The 15,416-nt window shown below is 72.3% G+C and carries 10 protein-coding genes; all 10 read right to left on the bottom strand.

Annotation, left to right across the window (positions count from 1 at the left end; translation table 11 throughout):
- Positions 1–114: 114 nt before the first annotated feature.
- Complete coding sequence (locus tag ABT127_RS18870) at positions 115–2,334, bottom strand: NADP-dependent isocitrate dehydrogenase (protein WP_351450964.1); 2,220 nt, start codon at positions 2,332–2,334, stop codon at positions 115–117.
- A 127-nt stretch (positions 2,335–2,461) separates the two neighbouring features.
- Positions 2,462–4,534 (bottom strand): iron ABC transporter permease, encoded by a 2,073-nt coding sequence (locus tag ABT127_RS18865; protein ID WP_351450961.1) that lies wholly within the window; start codon positions 4,532–4,534, stop codon positions 2,462–2,464.
- 4 nt (positions 4,535–4,538) lie between these two features.
- Positions 4,539–5,522 (bottom strand): ABC transporter substrate-binding protein, encoded by a 984-nt coding sequence (locus ABT127_RS18860; protein ID WP_351450958.1) that lies wholly within the window; start codon positions 5,520–5,522, stop codon positions 4,539–4,541.
- Positions 5,519–6,382 carry an ABC transporter ATP-binding protein gene (locus tag ABT127_RS18855; RefSeq protein WP_502971737.1) on the bottom strand — a complete coding sequence of 288 codons (864 nt, stop codon included), beginning with the start codon at positions 6,380–6,382 and terminating at the stop codon, positions 5,519–5,521. The genes ABT127_RS18860 and ABT127_RS18855 overlap by 4 nt, the downstream gene beginning before the upstream one ends.
- Positions 6,383–6,502: 120 nt before the next feature.
- Complete coding sequence (locus ABT127_RS18850) at positions 6,503–9,631, bottom strand: discoidin domain-containing protein (RefSeq protein WP_351451223.1); 3,129 nt, start codon at positions 9,629–9,631, stop codon at positions 6,503–6,505.
- Between the two features lie 123 nt (positions 9,632–9,754).
- Positions 9,755–11,557, bottom strand: a complete 1,803-nt coding sequence (locus tag ABT127_RS18845) for a glycoside hydrolase family 2 TIM barrel-domain containing protein (protein WP_351450955.1) — start codon at positions 11,555–11,557, stop codon at positions 9,755–9,757.
- Between the two features lie 74 nt (positions 11,558–11,631).
- Entirely contained in the window at positions 11,632–12,249 is a 618-nt protein-coding gene (locus ABT127_RS18840; protein ID WP_351450952.1) for a hypothetical protein, read from the bottom strand.
- Positions 12,250–12,255: 6 nt separating this feature from the next.
- Positions 12,256–13,125, bottom strand: coding sequence for a carbohydrate ABC transporter permease (locus ABT127_RS18835; protein ID WP_502971736.1), 870 nt, complete (start codon positions 13,123–13,125; stop codon positions 12,256–12,258).
- Complete coding sequence (locus ABT127_RS18830; protein ID WP_351450949.1) at positions 13,122–14,087, bottom strand: carbohydrate ABC transporter permease; 966 nt, start codon at positions 14,085–14,087, stop codon at positions 13,122–13,124. Before ABT127_RS18830 ends, ABT127_RS18835 begins: the two co-directional genes overlap by 4 nt.
- Complete coding sequence (locus ABT127_RS18825) at positions 14,084–15,409, bottom strand: ABC transporter substrate-binding protein (RefSeq protein ID WP_351450946.1); 1,326 nt, start codon at positions 15,407–15,409, stop codon at positions 14,084–14,086. The genes ABT127_RS18830 and ABT127_RS18825 overlap by 4 nt, the downstream gene beginning before the upstream one ends.
- Positions 15,410–15,416: the final 7 nt, after the last annotated feature.

The following is a 15,416-nucleotide window of genomic DNA, read 5'->3' as shown; positions in this document are numbered from 1 at the left end:
TACCCAGGTCAGCGCGGGTGAACAGCATCAATTGCGGCGGCTTCCGCGCAGCGTGAACAGCGCACTGCCCCGCCCGGCACGGGGCCGGACGGGGCAGTGGAGCCGGTACGGAGATCAGGCGAGGGAGGCGAGGGCCTCGTTCAGGGTCTGCGACGGGCGCATGACCTTGTCGGCCTTGGCCGGGTCGGGCTGGAAGTAGCCGCCGATGTCGGCCGGGGAGCCCTGGACGGCGATCAGCTCGTCCACGATCTTCTGCTCGTTCGCGGCCAGCGTCTCGGCGAGCGGCGCGAACGCCTTCGCCAGCTCGGCGTCGGCGGTCTGCTTGGCCAGCTCCTGGGCCCAGTAGAGGGCGACGTAGAAGTGGCTGCCGCGGTTGTCGATGCCGCCGAGGCGACGGGTCGGCGACTTGTCCTCGTTGAGGAAGGTGCCGGTGGCGCGGTCGAGGGTCTCGCCGAGGACCTTCGCACGGGCGTTGTCCGTGGTGGTGGCGAGGTGCTCGAAGGAGACCGCCAGGGCCAGGAACTCACCGAGCGAGTCCCAGCGCAGGTAGTTCTCCTTGACCAGCTGCTGGACGTGCTTCGGGGCGGAGCCGCCGGCGCCCGTCTCGAAGAGGCCGCCGCCGTTCATCAGCGGGACGACCGACAGCATCTTGGCGCTGGTGCCCAGCTCCAGGATGGGGAAGAGGTCGGTCAGGTAGTCGCGCAGCACGTTGCCGGTCACCGAGATGGTGTTCAGGCCCTCGCGGATGCGCTCGACGGAGAGCTTGGTGGCGTCCTCCGGGTTGAGGATCCGGATGTCCAGGCCCTCGGTGTCGAACTCCGGCAGGTACGCCTCGACCTTCTTGATCAGCTGGGCGTCGTGGGCGCGACCCTCGTCCAGCCAGAACACGGCCGGGTCACCGGTGGCGCGGGCGCGCGTGACGGCGAGCTTGACCCAGTCCTTGATCGGGGCGTCCTTGGTCTGGCAGGCGCGGAAGATGTCGCCCTCGGAGACCGTCTGCTCCAGGACCACGTCGCCGTCGGTGTCGACCAGGCGGACCGTGCCGGTGGTGGGGATCTCGAAGGTCTTGTCGTGGGAGCCGTACTCCTCGGCCTTCTGCGCCATGAGGCCGACGTTCGGGACGGAGCCCATGGTCGACGGGTCGTAGGCGCCGTGGGCGCGGCAGTCCTCGATGACGGCCTGGTACACGCCGGCGTAGGAGGAGTCCGGGATGACGGCGAGGGTGTCGGCCTCGTTGCCGTCCTTGTCCCACATGTGGCCCGAGGTGCGGATCATGGCGGGCATCGAGGCGTCGATGATGACGTCCGAGGGCACGTGCAGGTTGGTGATGCCGCGGTCGGAGTCGACCATGGCCAGGTCCGGGCCCGCGGCCAGCTCGGCCTCGAAGGACGCCTTGATGTCGGCGCCGTTGGCGAGCGACTCCAGGCCCTTGTAGATGCCGCCCAGACCGTCGTTCGGGGTCAGGCCGGCGGCGGCCAGGTCGCCGCCGAAGCGGGCGAAGGTCTCGGGGAAGAAGGCACGCACGACGTGGCCGAAGATGATCGGGTCGGAGACCTTCATCATGGTGGCCTTGAGGTGCGCGGAGAAGAGGATGCCCTCTTCCTTGGCGCGGGCGACCTGGGCGGTCAGGAACTCGCGCAGGGCGGCGACGCGCAGCACGGAGGCGTCGACGACCTCACCGGCGAGGACCGGTACGGACTCGCGCAGCACGGTGGTGGTGCCGTTGTCGCCGACCAGCTCGATGCGCAGGGCGCCGTCGGCGGCGATGGTGGCCGACTTCTCCGTCGAGCGGAAGTCGTTCTCGCCCATGGTGGCGACGTTGGTCCTGGACTCGGCGGTCCAGGCGCCCATGCGGTGCGGGTGGGCCTTGGCGTAGTTCTTCACCGAGGCGGGGGCGCGGCGGTCCGAGTTGCCCTCGCGCAGGACCGGGTTCACGGCGGAACCCTTGATCTTGTCGTAGCGGGCTCGGATCTCGCGCTCCTCGTCGGTCTTCGGCTCGTCCGGGTAGGCGGGGAGCGCGTAGCCCTGCTCCTGCAGCTCGGCGACGGCGGCCTTGAGCTGCGGGATGGACGCCGAGATGTTCGGCAGCTTGATGATGTTGGCCTGCGGCGTCTTGGCCAGCTCGCCCAGCTCGGCGAGGGCGTCCGCGATCCGCTGGCCCTCTTCGAGGTGCTCGGGGAACGAGGCGATGATGCGCCCGGCCAGCGAGATGTCACGGGTCTCGACACCCACACCGGCGGTGGACGCGTAGGCCTCGATGACCGGCAGGAAGGAATACGTCGCGAGGGCCGGGGCCTCGTCTGTGTGCGTGTAAATGATGGTCGAGTCAGTCACCGGGTGCTCCGCTCCACGTCTTCCATGTCATCGGCAGTTTTCTCAGTCTGCGCAATATTGCTCGACATCAAGATATCTCGTGGCCGGGTCATGTTCGAAAGGGGTCCGGCTGCAAGATCGCGCCGTTTCACTTCGCTCCCCTCCCCCGCGCCAGCAGATACATGAAGTACGGCGTGCCGATCACGGCCGTCATGAGGCCGGCGCCCAGTTGCGCCGGGGCGATCACGGTCCGGCCGACCAGGTCCGCCGTGCAGACGAGGAGGGCGCCGAGGAGGAGGGCCACCGGGAGGACGCGGGCGTGGCGGCGGCCGACGAGGGCGCGGGCCGCGTGCGGCGCGACCAGGCCGACGAATCCGATGGTGCCCGCGGCGGCCACGGCGGTGGCGCTGAGCAGGACGGCCAGGACGAGGAAGCCGAGGCGGGCGCGCCCGAGGCCGAGGCCGAGCAGGCGCGGGGTGTCCTCGTCGAGCGATACGAGGTCGAGTTCGGTGCGGCGGCTCAGGGCGACGGCGATGCCCACGACGAGGACGAACGCGAGGGGCAGCGAGTCGGTGTAGGTGCGGCCGTACGTCGATCCGGAGAGCCAGGTCAGCGCCTTGGTGGCGTTGAACGGGTCGGTGAGGATGATGAGCAGGCTCGTCAGGGCGGCGGCACCGGTGGCGACCCCGAAGCCGACGAGGACGAGACGGTTCTGCTGGAATCCGCCCCGCGCCGCCAGGCCGAAGACGATGACGGCGCTGAGCGCGGCGCCCGCGAAGGCGCCGCCCGCGACGGCCCAGGTGCCGGCCGTCGAGATCGAGGTGACCACCACGACGGCGCCCACCGCGGCGCCGTTGGTCACCCCGAGCACCCCCGGTTCGGCCAGCGGGTTGCGCGTCACGGCCTGCACGATGGTGCCGGCGAGCGCGAGGGCCGTACCGGCGAGCAGTGCGGCCAGGACGCGGGGCACGCGGGTGTCCAGGACGAAGGAGACCGTCCGGCCGGCGTTGCCCTGGGCCCAGTTGACGACGTCGCCGAGCAGCAGCTTGCTGTCGCCGAGGAGGACACCGGCGATGCTGACGCCGACCAGGGCGACGACCAGGGCGGCCGTGGTGGCGACGACGACGGTCCGGCTGCGCAGCCGCAGCCGGTCGGCCGGGGCCGAGCCGCCCGCGTCCCGCACCCGCGCCGCCAGGACGACGAGGAACACCGCGCCGACGAGGCTGGTGACGACACCGGTGGGCACGGCCACCGCGGCGTCCGCCGAGACGACGGCGCGCAGCAGCACGTCGGAGCCGAGCACGAGGGCCGCGCCGACCAGTGCCGTGAACGGCAGCGCGCTCCGGAACCTGGTGAGGGGGTGGAACCTGCGGGTGAGCAGGCGCACCAGCGCGGGGGCGCACAGGCCGATGAAGCCGACGGGGCCGGCGAGGGTGACCGCGGCCGTGGAGAGCAGCGCGGACAGGACGACGGCGCCGATCCGGGTGCTGCGGACGGGGACGCCGACGCCGCGCGCCGCGTCGTCGCCGAGCGCGAGGGCGTCGACGCGGCGGGCGAGCAGCAGCAGTCCGGCCAGACCGGCGAGCCCGACGGGCGCCATCTGCAGGACGCCGTCGAATCCGTTCTGCGCGATGCTGCCCTGGTTCCAGGCGTACAGGCCCTCGGTCTGCTCGGGGAAGAGCAGGATCAGGGCCTGGGTGACGGCGCTCAGACCGAGGGTGAGGGCGCTGCCCGCGAGGATGAGCCGGACGGTGCCGGCGCCCAGGCCGGACAGGCCGAGGACGACGGCCGCCGCCGCGAGGCCGCCGGCGAAGGCGATGCCGGACGAGGCGAGCAGCGGCAGCGAGACGCCGGTGGCGGCGGCGATGCCGAGGGCGAGGTAGGACCCCGCGTTGACGGCCAGGGTGTCCGGCGAGGCGATGGCGTTGCGGCTGATGCGCTGGAGGGCGGCGCCGGCCGCGCCGAGGAGGGCGCCGACGAGCAGTCCGGCGCACATCCTCGGCAGCCTGGAGGCGACGACGACGGACGCGTCGCCGTCGCCGGCCCGGCCGGTGAGCGCCTTCCACACCTCGGGGGCGCCGACGGCGGCGGTGCCCTGGGTGATGTCGACGACCGCGAGGGCGGCGACGAGGACGAGCAGAGCGGCCGTCACCGCGGCCGCTCCCGTACGGGATGCGGCCGCCCTGGGACGGGTGGCGGGAGCGGTGGTGGTGACGGCCATGGCGTTACTTGGTCAGCGCCTCGACGACGGAGTCGACGTACTGGCTCATCGACGCGGTCCCGCCGAACATCCAGACGCCGTCGGGCAGCCGGTGCACGTTGTCCTTCTTGACGAACGACAGCGAGGTCCAGACCTTGTCCTTCGCCAGGACGCCGTCGAACGGCGTGGCGTTCTTGTCGTCCTCGTTGCCGATGTAGGCGAAGTGGACGTCCTCGGGGAGCTTGGTGAGCCCTTCGACGTCGGTGGAGCCGAGTCCGTAGCTCTTGTCGCCCTTGACGGTCCAGGCGTTCTTCAGACCGAGCTTCTCGTTGACGCCGCCGATCAGCGAACCGCTGGTGTAGGGGCGCACGGAGACCTGGTTGGAGGCGACGTAGCCGTCGGCGAAGGCGAAGTCGGCGCCGGACAGACCTGCGTCGGCGAGCTTCTTCCTGCCGTCGGCGAGCTTCGCCTCGAAGTCCTTCTTCAACTGGGTGGACTTCGGGGTGGTGCCGGTGGCCTCGGCGATCAGGTCGAGGTTCTCCGTCATCCGGCCGATCGGGTCGGAGGCGTCGGCGGAGTTGACGGTGAGCACCGGCGCGATCTTGCGGAGCTGCTTGACGGCGGCCGCCGGGAGGTCGGTCGTGGCGACGACGAGGTCGGGCTTGATGGCGGCGACGGTGTCCATGCTGGGCTCGCCGCGGGTGCCGATGTCCTTGGCGTCGTTGGTGAGCGGGGCGGCCTTGTCCCACGTCTTGTAGCCCTTGACGTCGGCGACGCCGGCCGGGTCGACGCCGAGGGATATCAGGCTCTCGACGACGTTCCACTCGGTGCCGACGACCGTCTTCGCGGGACCGTCGAGCTTCACCTTGGTGCCGGAGGCGTCGGTCAGGGTGATGGGCTCGGCGCTCTGCTTCGCGTCGGCGTCGGCGGCGGGCTCGGTGGTGCCGCAGGCGGCCAGGGCGAGGGCCGCGACGGTGGCGGCCGCCGCGGCGATCAGGAGTCGTCTCATGAGGTGGTGCGCAACCTTTCGGTTCGTTCGTGGTGACGGCCGATGGCGCGGGTGCGCAGCCGGCCGGTGAGCGGGTCGGTGTCGACCTCGATGCGGATGCCGTACGTGGTGGTGAGCCGGTCGCCGGTGAGGACGTCCTCGGGGGCGCCGGACGCGACGACGCGGCCCGTGTCGAGGAGCAGGATGCGGTCGGCGACGGCGGCGGCCTGGTCGAGGTCGTGCAGGACGGCGCCGACGGCGATGCCGTGACGGTCGGCCAGGTCCCGCACGAGATCGAGGAGTTCGACCTGGTAGCGCAGGTCGAGATAGGTCGTGGGCTCGTCGAGCAGGAGGACGCCGGTCTCCTGGGCGAGGCAGCCGGCGAGCCAGACGCGCTGCAGCTGACCGCCGGAGAGGTGTTCGGCTCCGCGGTCGGCGAGTTCGGCGGCGCCGGTCAGGGCGAGGGCGCGGTCGACGGCCTCGCGGCCGCCGGGGTCCGCTTTGCCCCAGCGTCCGCGGTACGGGTAGCGGCCGAACTCGACGACGTCCCGCACCGTCAGCCCGCCGGGCGTGGGCCGCCCTTGGGTGAGCAGGGCGACGTGGCGGGAGAAGTCGCGGGGGCTCAGCGCGAGCCCGTCGATCTCGCCATCGAGCACGAGGGTGGCCGCCCTGGGGCGCTGCAGCCGCGCGAGGGTGCGCAGCAGTGTCGACTTGCCGCTGCCGTTCGGTCCCACCAGGACCGTCACTTCGCCGGGCCGCAACGTCATGGCGGCGCCGTGGACGACGTCGACGCCCTCGTAGGCCACGGTGACGTCGGTTGCCGACAGTTCGTGGCCATGGCGGCGCGGGGCCGCGCCGGTGGTCTCTTCAGCTCCATGCACGTGGCAAGGTTAGCCTAACCTAAACAGTGCGACTGTCCGGGGTGTGGAGTAACCCCGGACCGTCTCCCCAGGCCACAGCGGGGGCACCGCAGGTCGGCACCCCCGCCGCAGCGCGGAACCTCACCTCACGGTGAGCCGCACCAGCCGGGCCCGCGGGGACGGCGTCCCCTCGACCTGGAAGGCGACGTAGCGCGCCTCGCCCGCGGCGGACAGGCGCCGCACGGGACCGCGTCCGCCGGTCCGGCCCGCGTCCCGGTACTCGATGCCGTCGTCGCTGAACTGCACGCGGCCGGCCGGGGCGCCTCCGCTCGTCCACTGCGCCTCCACGGTGCCGATCCGCCGGACGGCGCCGAGGTCCACGACCAGCCGTCCGTCGCGGCCGGACCGCCACGAGGTGGTCGCGTCGCCGTCGACCGCCGCGGACGGGTCCGACATCCCCTCGGGCAGCGGGCTGTTGGGGAAGACCTGGCGCCCCAGGGCCAGGTCATCGTGCGGGAGGGCGGCGGCGGCGCGCAGCTCGACGGTCGTCTCCCTGCGGGCGTGGACCGTGGCGGTGGTGGTGTGCCCCTGCCCCTCGATCCGTACACGGGTGTCGGCGCCGGAGAGGCGCAGCCGGGCCCCGTCGACCACCTCGACGCGCAGGCCCGACGGCAACGCGGCGCCCCTTTCCAGGGTGAGGGTGAAGCGGGGCGGCAGCAGCCGTGCGTCGGCCGCGTCGAGGCGGGCCTCGTAGGCCGTGCCGTCGCCGGTCACCGTCTGCGTGCCCTCGAAGACCGCGATGCGCCGACCGGACTGCGGGACGGCGACCGATGTCGTGACCGGGTCGGCGGAGAGGTTGAAGAGGCTGAGGTGTCCGTCGGTCAGGGCCGCGCGCACGGCGTCGTCCTTCGCCGTCGGCCCGGCCGCGCGGGCGAGCGCCCGCAGTTGCGTCGCGGAGGCTCCGGCGAAGCCCTCGACGACCAGCGGCGCCGCGGGGCCGTCGGCCAGCACGATCGTGTCGCCGTACACGGCCAGCGGCAGGTCCGTGCCGCGCACGACGAGTCCGGCGCGGCCGTCCACGTCCAGCCAGCGGCCCCGGCTGCTCGCGTCGGGGGTCGGCCAGGCGGCGAGGTCCTGCCAGTCGGTGCCGTCGGCCGAGCCCTGGACACGGTAGGCGCGGCCGGCCGCCGCCTCCCAGCGCAGGGTGACCTCCGTGATCTCCGCCGCCGCGCCGAGGTCGACCGCGAACCAGCTGTCGGCGCGCGGCCGTTCGGCCTTCGACACCGCCCAGCGGGTCGCCGGGTCGCCGTCCACGGCGAGGCCCGCGCCCTTGCCCGGGTCGGCGGAGGAGGCCGTCGCCGTCGCGCCGCGGGCCAGGTCCGCTGTGTCGGCGCCGGCGCGGGCCTCGAAGGCGTACAGGGAGTACCCGTACGACGGGTCGGGGCGCACGCCCAGCATCCGCAGGTGGCGGACGCCGGTGCGCGGGAAGGTCAGCCGGTCGACGCGGCCGTCGGCGCTCGGTGCCGGGGACGCGTCCGCCGCGGCGACCGACGCCTCCCCCTCCTCGAAGCGGTAGGTGCGGTCGCCGTCGAGGCCCGCGATCCCGGGGAGGGTGAGGTTGTGGAGCTCCAGGTGCCCCTCCCCCGCCGCCGTGCCGCTGCTCGCGTAGACGACGGAGCCGGTGGGGAGCGTGGTGAACCCGGCGTGTCCGCCGTCCAGCCGCAGGAGGGTCGCGCTGCCGTCGAAGCCGTCGCGCACCTTCTCGTACACGCGCGCCGTGCGCCCGGTGACCTTGCCGGTGGTGGCGGGCAGGAACATGGGGGTGGCGCCGCTGATCCTGAACAGCCAGTCGTCGTGCGCGGGTTGCCAGGCGAACTTGACGAAGCCCGCCTTGGAGACGGCGCCCGCCCAGGCCGCCGGCGACTGGTGGGAGACGAGCCCGGGGCCGGTGCCGAAGTCGGTCACACCGGCGGCGTGGGCGAACAGTTCGGTGCGCGAGAGGGGGGTCACCGTGCGCTTCTCGCCCGCCGCCCACGCGTGCAGCAGATAGCTGATGGCGATCTCGGCGCGCGCCTCGGGCTCGTACTTCGGCTCGCCGGAGAACTTCGCCAGGCGGTACTCGGGCGGGTAGTCCTGGTACGCCTCCAGGCGCCCCGCCAGCTCCTGCTCCGCCCGCGCCGCGGCCCGGTCACCGAGGACCTGGGAGAGGAACGCCAGCGGGATCACGTCCCGGCCGTAGAGGTGTTCGCGGTCGTTGACCATGGGCATCAGCGGTTCGCCCGCGTCGCTCATGACGCCGAGCAGGGTCCGCCACAGCGCGGGGCCGCTGGGTTGGTGCGTGAGCACCTCGGGCAGCGGGCGGCCCGCGGTCAGGAAGTGGGCGGCGTTGCGGCCCGAGGTCCGCCACAGCTCCTCCTGGTAGTGGGGACCGAAGGAGCCGTGGTTCTCCACGATGAACGTGTCGTAGAGGTTGCGGGCGGTGTTGTGCGCGACCGGCACCCCGTCGACCAGGGCGGGGTTGGCGAGGTCGGCGGGCGGCAGTCCCGTCTCGTTGCGCGACCACAGGCCGTACGTGTGCGACCAGTCGGCGGCGCGGGCGTCGTCGGGCGCCCAGGCCAGGGCGGGGGCGAGGGACTGGGCGTACACGCCCATCTCCTCCAGTTTGGTGTCGCCCACGTGGCCGCCGTCGAGTCCGTTCGGGGTCCAGGATCCGGAGGCCGGGTCGTTGCCCGTGCCCAACGCCTGCGTGTAGGCGGCCTGTTCGCGGGTGATGCGGTCGACGTTCGCGCGGGTGGTGGCGTCCAGGTCGTCCCAGAGGAGCCGGGCGGCGAGGACGAAGTACAGCTGGAAGGTGGTGTCGAAGAACAGGGTGCGGCCCCATTCGGAGCCGCCGGCGAGCCGGTTCGACGCGGCGAAGTGGCGCAGGGTGGCCAGGGTGCGCCGGGCGAGCTCGTCGCGGCCGATCCCGGCGAGATCGGCGTCGTAGTCGCCGTGGGTGAGCAGCAGGGCGTTGCCGAGGACGACGGCGAACCCGAAGTCCTTGGCCGTGTAGTGGCCCTGGGACTCGTCCCACTGGGTCTCCGACCACCGGGTGTGCCGGAGCAGGACCCGGTGGTACACGGCGGCGATGCCGTCGGGCGCGGCCGTGGTGCCGGTCGCCGCGTGAGCGCTCGCCGGTCCGAACGCGGCCGGCAGGGCGGCAGCCGCCCCCGTGAGGCCGAGAAGTTGGAGCAGGCGCCTGCGGTCGATCGGGGTGTTCAGGGGCGGCACGGGTGGTCCTCTCACGCAAGACAACGTTGTCAGCAGGGGGCCGCCCCATGGTCGACGTCGGTGCGTACGTACGTCAACGCATGGGACGGAAGTGATTCCGGGGGCCCTGGGCGGCGGCTGCGTTCAGCCGGACACCGAGCGGGCGCGGGTGAGGACGGCGCGCAGTTCGGCGACGGGGATCTTGGGCTCGCGCTCCGCGGTGAGGAGGCCGTTCGTCTCCTGGAGCGTGTCGGTGAACTGGGTGTAGCAGAAGCCGGCGAGGCCGGAGTCGAGCGCGGCGGAGACGAGCGCCGTGAGCCGGTCGGCGAAGTCCTTCCCGGTGGCGACCGTGTCGTACCCGAACCACTCCTCCCCCGCCGCCGGTTCGAAGGTGGCGCCCCCGAACTCGCTCAGGACGACCGGCTGTTGGTCGTGTTCGGCGCCGTCGAGCGTGAGGCGTTTGGCACCGGGCCACTGTTCGCGCACCTCGCCCCGGCGCAGCGCCGCGTGGCCGTAGCGACGGCGCAGGGTGGCGGCGTCCTGGGTGTAGTCGTGCACGCCCCAGATGTCGGCCCGGGAGATCTCCCAGCCGTCGTTGGAGACGGCGGGCCGGGAGGGGTCGAGCGCCTTGGTGAGGTGGTAGAGCGCGTCCATGAAGTGGCGCTGGGCCGGGACGTCGGCCGGGTGGGGCACGGACCAGGATTCGTTGACGGGGATCCAGGCCATGATCGAGGGGTGGCCGAGGTCGCGGGTGACCGCCTCGGTCCACTCACGGGTCACACGCTCGACGGTCGCCGTCTCGAAGGCGTACGCGGACGGCATCTCCTCCCACAGCAGCAGGCCGAGCCGGTCCGCCCAGTACAGGAAGCGCGGGTCCTCGATCTTCTGGTGGACGCGCAGACCGTTGAGGCCGATCTCCTTGGCGAGCTCGGCGTCGCGGCGCAGCGCGTCGGCCGGGGCGGCCAGGTGGGTGTCGGGCCAGTAACCCTGCTGCAGGGCGAACCGCAGGAAGTACGGCTTGTGGTTGAGGAGGAACAGGCCGTCGTGCCAGCCGATGTCGCGCAGTCCGAGGTAGGACGTGACGCGGTCGAGGGGGGTGTCCTCGGCATCGGCGAGGGTCACGGTGGCGTCGACGAGGTGCGGGTGTTCGGGCGTCCAGAGCAGGTCGTCGAGGTCCTGCCCGTGGCGCAGGGCGGGGACGGTGATGTCGAACGCCGTCTCCTGCTGGTCGGTGCGGATGCGCTGCTCGGCGAGGATCCGCTCGCCGTGGGCGAGCCGTACCGTCAGGGTGCGCGGCCCGTCCGGCCAGTGGTCGAGGCGTACGGCGCAGTGCACCCGTGCGTGGGCGACGTCCGGGGTCCACTGCACCCGGGTGAGGTGTTCGGCGGGCACCTCTTCGAGCCAGACGGGCTGCCAGATGCCGGTGGTGCGGTGGTACCAGATGACGTGCGGGTCGCGCCGCCAGTCCTGCTTGCCGCGCGGCTGGGTCGGATCCAGGGGCTGGTCCTCGGCCCGCACCACGATGACGTGCGGGCCGTCCCGGTCCACGGCGTCGGTGAGGTCGCAGGTGAAGCCGGTGTGCCCGCCCTCGTGGTGACCGACCTGACGGCCGTCGACCCAGACGTCGGCCCGGTGGTCGACCGCCCCGAAGTGCAGCAGCAGGCGCCGGTCCGCCGCGGGCCGGACCAGGTCGACGGTGCGGCGGTACCAGACGACCGGGTGGTGCCCGGTGTCGTGGACGCCGGAGGCCGGGGACTCGGGCGGGTAGGGCACGGTGACGGTGGCGGTGAAGGGGGCGGTGACGTCGGGTTCCATCCAGCGGTCCCGGCGTCCGAGGCCGGCGTCGTCGTGGGCGAACCCCCACGGTCCGCCCAGGTCGTGCCAGTCGGGGTCGCGGACGAGCTGCGGGCGGGGGTGGCCGGCGGCGTCGAGGTGGGTGTGGTGCATCAGGGAACTCCGGTGGGGTCGTGCGGAGGACGGTTCGGCCGCCGTGGCCGGGCGGCGTCGCGGACGGCCCGGGTTCAGTCGTCCCGCACGGCCCGCTCGGGGGCGCGCAGGTCGACCACGGTGGCGGCGAAGGCCAGTGGTCCGGGCAGGAGCGGGAGCAGCAGCGGCGTCGACCACATCAGGAGCCCGGCGAGGATCACCGCGGCGAGCAGCAGGGCACTGCCCCGGGGGTCGTCGAGGGTGCGCGACAGGCCTGCGCGCGGGGAGAGCCGGCGGTCCTCGGGCAGGGCCGTGCAGCGCAGGGCGACGACCGCGCCGCCGAGGGCCAGCAGGACGAGCGCGGGGGCCAGGGCGGCGGCCCCGGGCAGGTCGCTGCGGAGCAGGGCCGCGTCGACGAGGAGCACCACGGCCGCGATCGGCAGCAGCAGCCCGGCGGCGAGGGTGCGCAGGGTCGTCCCGGCGCGCAGTCGTCGTACGAAAGCGCCGAGGTCGGCCGGTGTTCCTGTCTCGGCGGCCCGCCGCAGGGTGCCCGAGGCGGCGGCGAACGCGGCCGGCGCGGTGACGACCGGCAGACAGGCGAGGGTGGTGAGCAGCCCGATGAGGAGCATGTCGGCGAACATCGTGAACCCGGCGCCGAAGACCTCGCCGGGCTCCCGGCCGCGGCGGACCGGCGCGGTGGTCGTCCTGGTCATACCGGGTCAGCCCTTCAGTCCGGAGGTCGCCATGCCCTGCACCAGATAGCGCTGGAAGACGAAGAAGAACAGCACGATGGGCAGCACCGAGATCACCGACATGGCGAACATGGGCCCGTACGCCGAGGTGCTCGACTGGTCGACGAAGCTGCGCAGCGCCAGGGTGATGGTGAACTTCTCCGGCGCGAACAGGTAGATCATCTGCGTGAAGAAGTCGTTCCACGTCCAGATAAAGGTGAAGATGGCGGTGGTGATCAGCGCCGGGCGGCTCAGCGGCAGGGTGATGGCCCAGTAGGTGCGGAACGGGCCGCAGCCGTCGATGCGGGCCGACTCCTCCAGTTCGCGCGGCAGCCCGCGCATGAACTGCACGATGAGGAAGACGAAGAACGCCTCGGTGGCGAGGAACTTCGGCAGGATCAGCGGCCAGTAGGTGTCCACCAGGCCGAGCCGGTTGAAGATGATGTACTGCGGGATCAGGACGACGTGGTGGGGCAGCATCAGCGTCGCCACCATGAAGCCGAACATCGGCCCGCGCATCCGGAACCGCAGCCGGGCGAAGGCGTAGGCGGCCAGCGAGCAGGACAGGACGTTGCCGATGACCGCGCCGACCGCGATCGTGAGCGAGTTTCCGAGCAGCCGGGTCACGCTGACGCCGGAGACTCCGTCGAGCGCGGTGGTGTAGTTGGACCACTCCAGACGGCTGGGCCACAGATCGAGGCTGGTCACCACCTCGTCGGCCGGTTTCAGGGACGTGGCGAGCAGCCACGCCAGTGGGTAGAGGAGCACCAGCAGGGACACGAGGGCGATCGTGTGCGGCAGCCAGCGCCCCGCCCTCCGCTTCCTCGCCGTGCCGTTCTCGGCCGCGATGACACTCATCGCCCCTCCTCGTCCGCGTAGAAGACCCAGGACCGGGAGGTCCGGAACAGGATCAGGGTGATGACGCCGACGGCGATCAGCAGAAGCCAGGCCATCGCCGCCGCGTAGCCCATGTGGGAGGCGGTGAAGCCGCGCTCGTACAGGTACAGCGTGTAGAAGTTGGTGGAGTCGGCGGGCCGGCCGGTGCCGTTGCTGACGACGAAGGCCGGGGTGAAGACCTGGAAGGACTGGATCATCTCCAGGACCAGGTTGAAGAAGACGACCGGGGACAGCATCGGCACGGTGACGGAGACGAACTGCCGCCAGCGGCCCGCGCCGTCGAGGGCGGCGGCCTCGTAGAGGTCGGGCGATATCTGCTGGAGCCCCGCGAGGAAGATCACCATCGGGGCGCCGAACTGCCAGGCCGTCAGGGCGACGACGACGTACATCGCGAGGTCGGGGTTGCCGACCCAGCCGCCGGTGTGGATGCCGACCGAGTCGAGCAGGTGCGGGACCGTGCCGCCGTCGTTGTACAGGGCACGCCACACGAGGGCGATCGACATGCTCGCGCCGAGCAGGGAGGGCGCGTAGAAGGCGGAGCGGTAGAAGGCGCGGCCCCGGCCGAGGTTCTTCAGGAGCATCGCGGCGCCGAGCGCGAGCCCCAGCTTGAGCGGGACCGCGATCACGACGTAGAGCAGGGTCGTGCCGACCGAGCGCCAGTAGCGGGGGTCCTCGGTGAGCATCTCGGTGTAGTTGCGCAGACCCACCCAGTGCGGCGGGTCGAAGAGGTTGTAGTCGGTGAAGGACAGGTACAGCGAGACCGCCATCGGCACCAGGGTCAGCACCACGGCGCCGATCATCCACGGCGACAGGAACACGTAGGCGGGCCACTGCTGTTCACGGCGGCGGCGCCGGGCGCTCTTCGGGCGTGGCTCCGTGGTCCGGTCGGTGCGCGGGGGCACCTCGGTCGACAGCGTTGTCATGACCTCAGCTCCCGGTTCGCCTCGTCGATGAACTCACGGGCCGCCCGGCGGGGTGAGGTCAGGTCGTACATCACGCGCTGGTAGTTGCGGTTGAACGCGGTCTGGATCGCGACGTCTCCGCGGGGCGGGGCGGCGGGCGGGGCGGCGACCCCGTACTTCTCCATCGCCTGTCCGTAGCGGTAGATGTCCAGCTCGGGGCCCTTGAGGGTCTTGGCCACGCGGGCGGCGATCGTGCGGTTGGGCGGGGTGGAGCGGGTGAAGCCGAGGATGTCGCCGGCCCGCTTGTCGTTGAGGAGGAAGTCGACCAGTTCGGCCGCCTCCTTCGGGTGCCGGGTGTGGGCGCCGACGCCGAGCAGCATCGACGGTTTGAAGTAGGTGCCGGCGCGGCCGTCGGTGGTGGGCACCGGCGCGAATCGCACCCGGTCGCCGAGGAGCGCCGGATAGCCGGGGAAGGTGGCGTCCCAGGTGTAGTCGGCGGCGGCGAGGCCGCGTCCGATGGGCGTCCACTCGGTGCTGTCGGCCTGCACGGTGTCCTCCGCGCGGGCGACGGCACCGTGCTTGCGCTGATCGTCGAAGTACGTCCAGAACTCGGTGAGGTCGTCCTCGGTGAAGCCGAGCCGGGTCTGGCTCGCGTAGAGCTTGCCGCCCCGGCTGCGCAGCCAGTCCTCGAACACGTCCTCGTTGGTCCCGCCGTCGTTGGACCCGGCGACGTGCCGTCCGTCCGGGGACTTCAGACCGAGCGCGGCGATCTTCTTGTTGGCCTCGGCGAAGTCCTGCCAGGTCCAGTCGGGTTCCGGCGCGGGGACGCCCGCCTGCTCGTAGATCTTGGTGTCGTAGGCGTATCCGGTGATGCCGCGGCCCATCGGCATGGCGTACTGCGTGCCGCCGAAGGTGCCGGTGCGCACCAGTTCCTCGTCCATGGCGGAGGTGCGGATCGTGTCGTCGCCGATCGCCTTGTCGAGCGGCAGCAGGGCGTCGCCGCCCGCGTACTGGGAGATCTGCCGGTAGTCGAGCTGCGCGACGTCGGGGATGCCGCCGCCGGCCGCCTGGGTGGCGAGCTTCTGCATGTAGGCGCCGAAGTCACCGGAGGACGTGCGCACGGTGACGCCGGGGTGTTCCTTCTCGAAGAGGCGTACGGCCTTCACGGTGCGGGCGGCCCGGTCGTCGTTGCCCCACCAGGTGAAGGTGAGCGTGACGCCGGACGTCTCGCCGCTCGCGCCGGAGCAGGCGGAGAGCGTGCCGGTCAGGGCGGTGCTGAGGGCGACGGCGGCCGTGGCGAGGACGGCCCGGCGCGGCAGACGGCGGCTCGGGGGCTCGGGCATGGAGGCC

This window comes from Streptomyces sp. NPDC001904 (genome assembly GCF_040297005.1).
In the GTDB taxonomy this organism is placed as follows: Bacteria; Actinomycetota; Actinomycetes; order Streptomycetales; family Streptomycetaceae; genus Streptomyces.
Note: the sequence above shows the minus strand (reverse complement) of the source record. Positions and strands in the feature narration are given on the sequence as shown.

What these genes read in the sequence shown, in the direction of transcription:
- ABT127_RS18865 (WP_351450961.1), bottom strand. Translation starts at nt 4,534, where the DNA reads ATGGCCGTCACCACCACCGCTCCCGCCACCCGTCCCAGGGCGGCCGCA.
- ABT127_RS18860 (WP_351450958.1), bottom strand. Translation starts at nt 5,522, where the DNA reads ATGAGACGACTCCTGATCGCCGCGGCGGCCGCCACCGTCGCGGCCCTC.
- ABT127_RS18845 (WP_351450955.1), bottom strand. Translation starts at nt 11,557, where the DNA reads ATGCACCACACCCACCTCGACGCCGCCGGCCACCCCCGCCCGCAGCTC.
- ABT127_RS18840 (WP_351450952.1), bottom strand. Translation starts at nt 12,249, where the DNA reads ATGACCAGGACGACCACCGCGCCGGTCCGCCGCGGCCGGGAGCCCGGC.
- ABT127_RS18835 (WP_502971736.1), bottom strand. Translation starts at nt 13,125, where the DNA reads ATGAGTGTCATCGCGGCCGAGAACGGCACGGCGAGGAAGCGGAGGGCG.
- ABT127_RS18830 (WP_351450949.1), bottom strand. Translation starts at nt 14,087, where the DNA reads ATGACAACGCTGTCGACCGAGGTGCCCCCGCGCACCGACCGGACCACG.
- ABT127_RS18825 (WP_351450946.1), bottom strand. Translation starts at nt 15,409, where the DNA reads ATGCCCGAGCCCCCGAGCCGCCGTCTGCCGCGCCGGGCCGTCCTCGCC.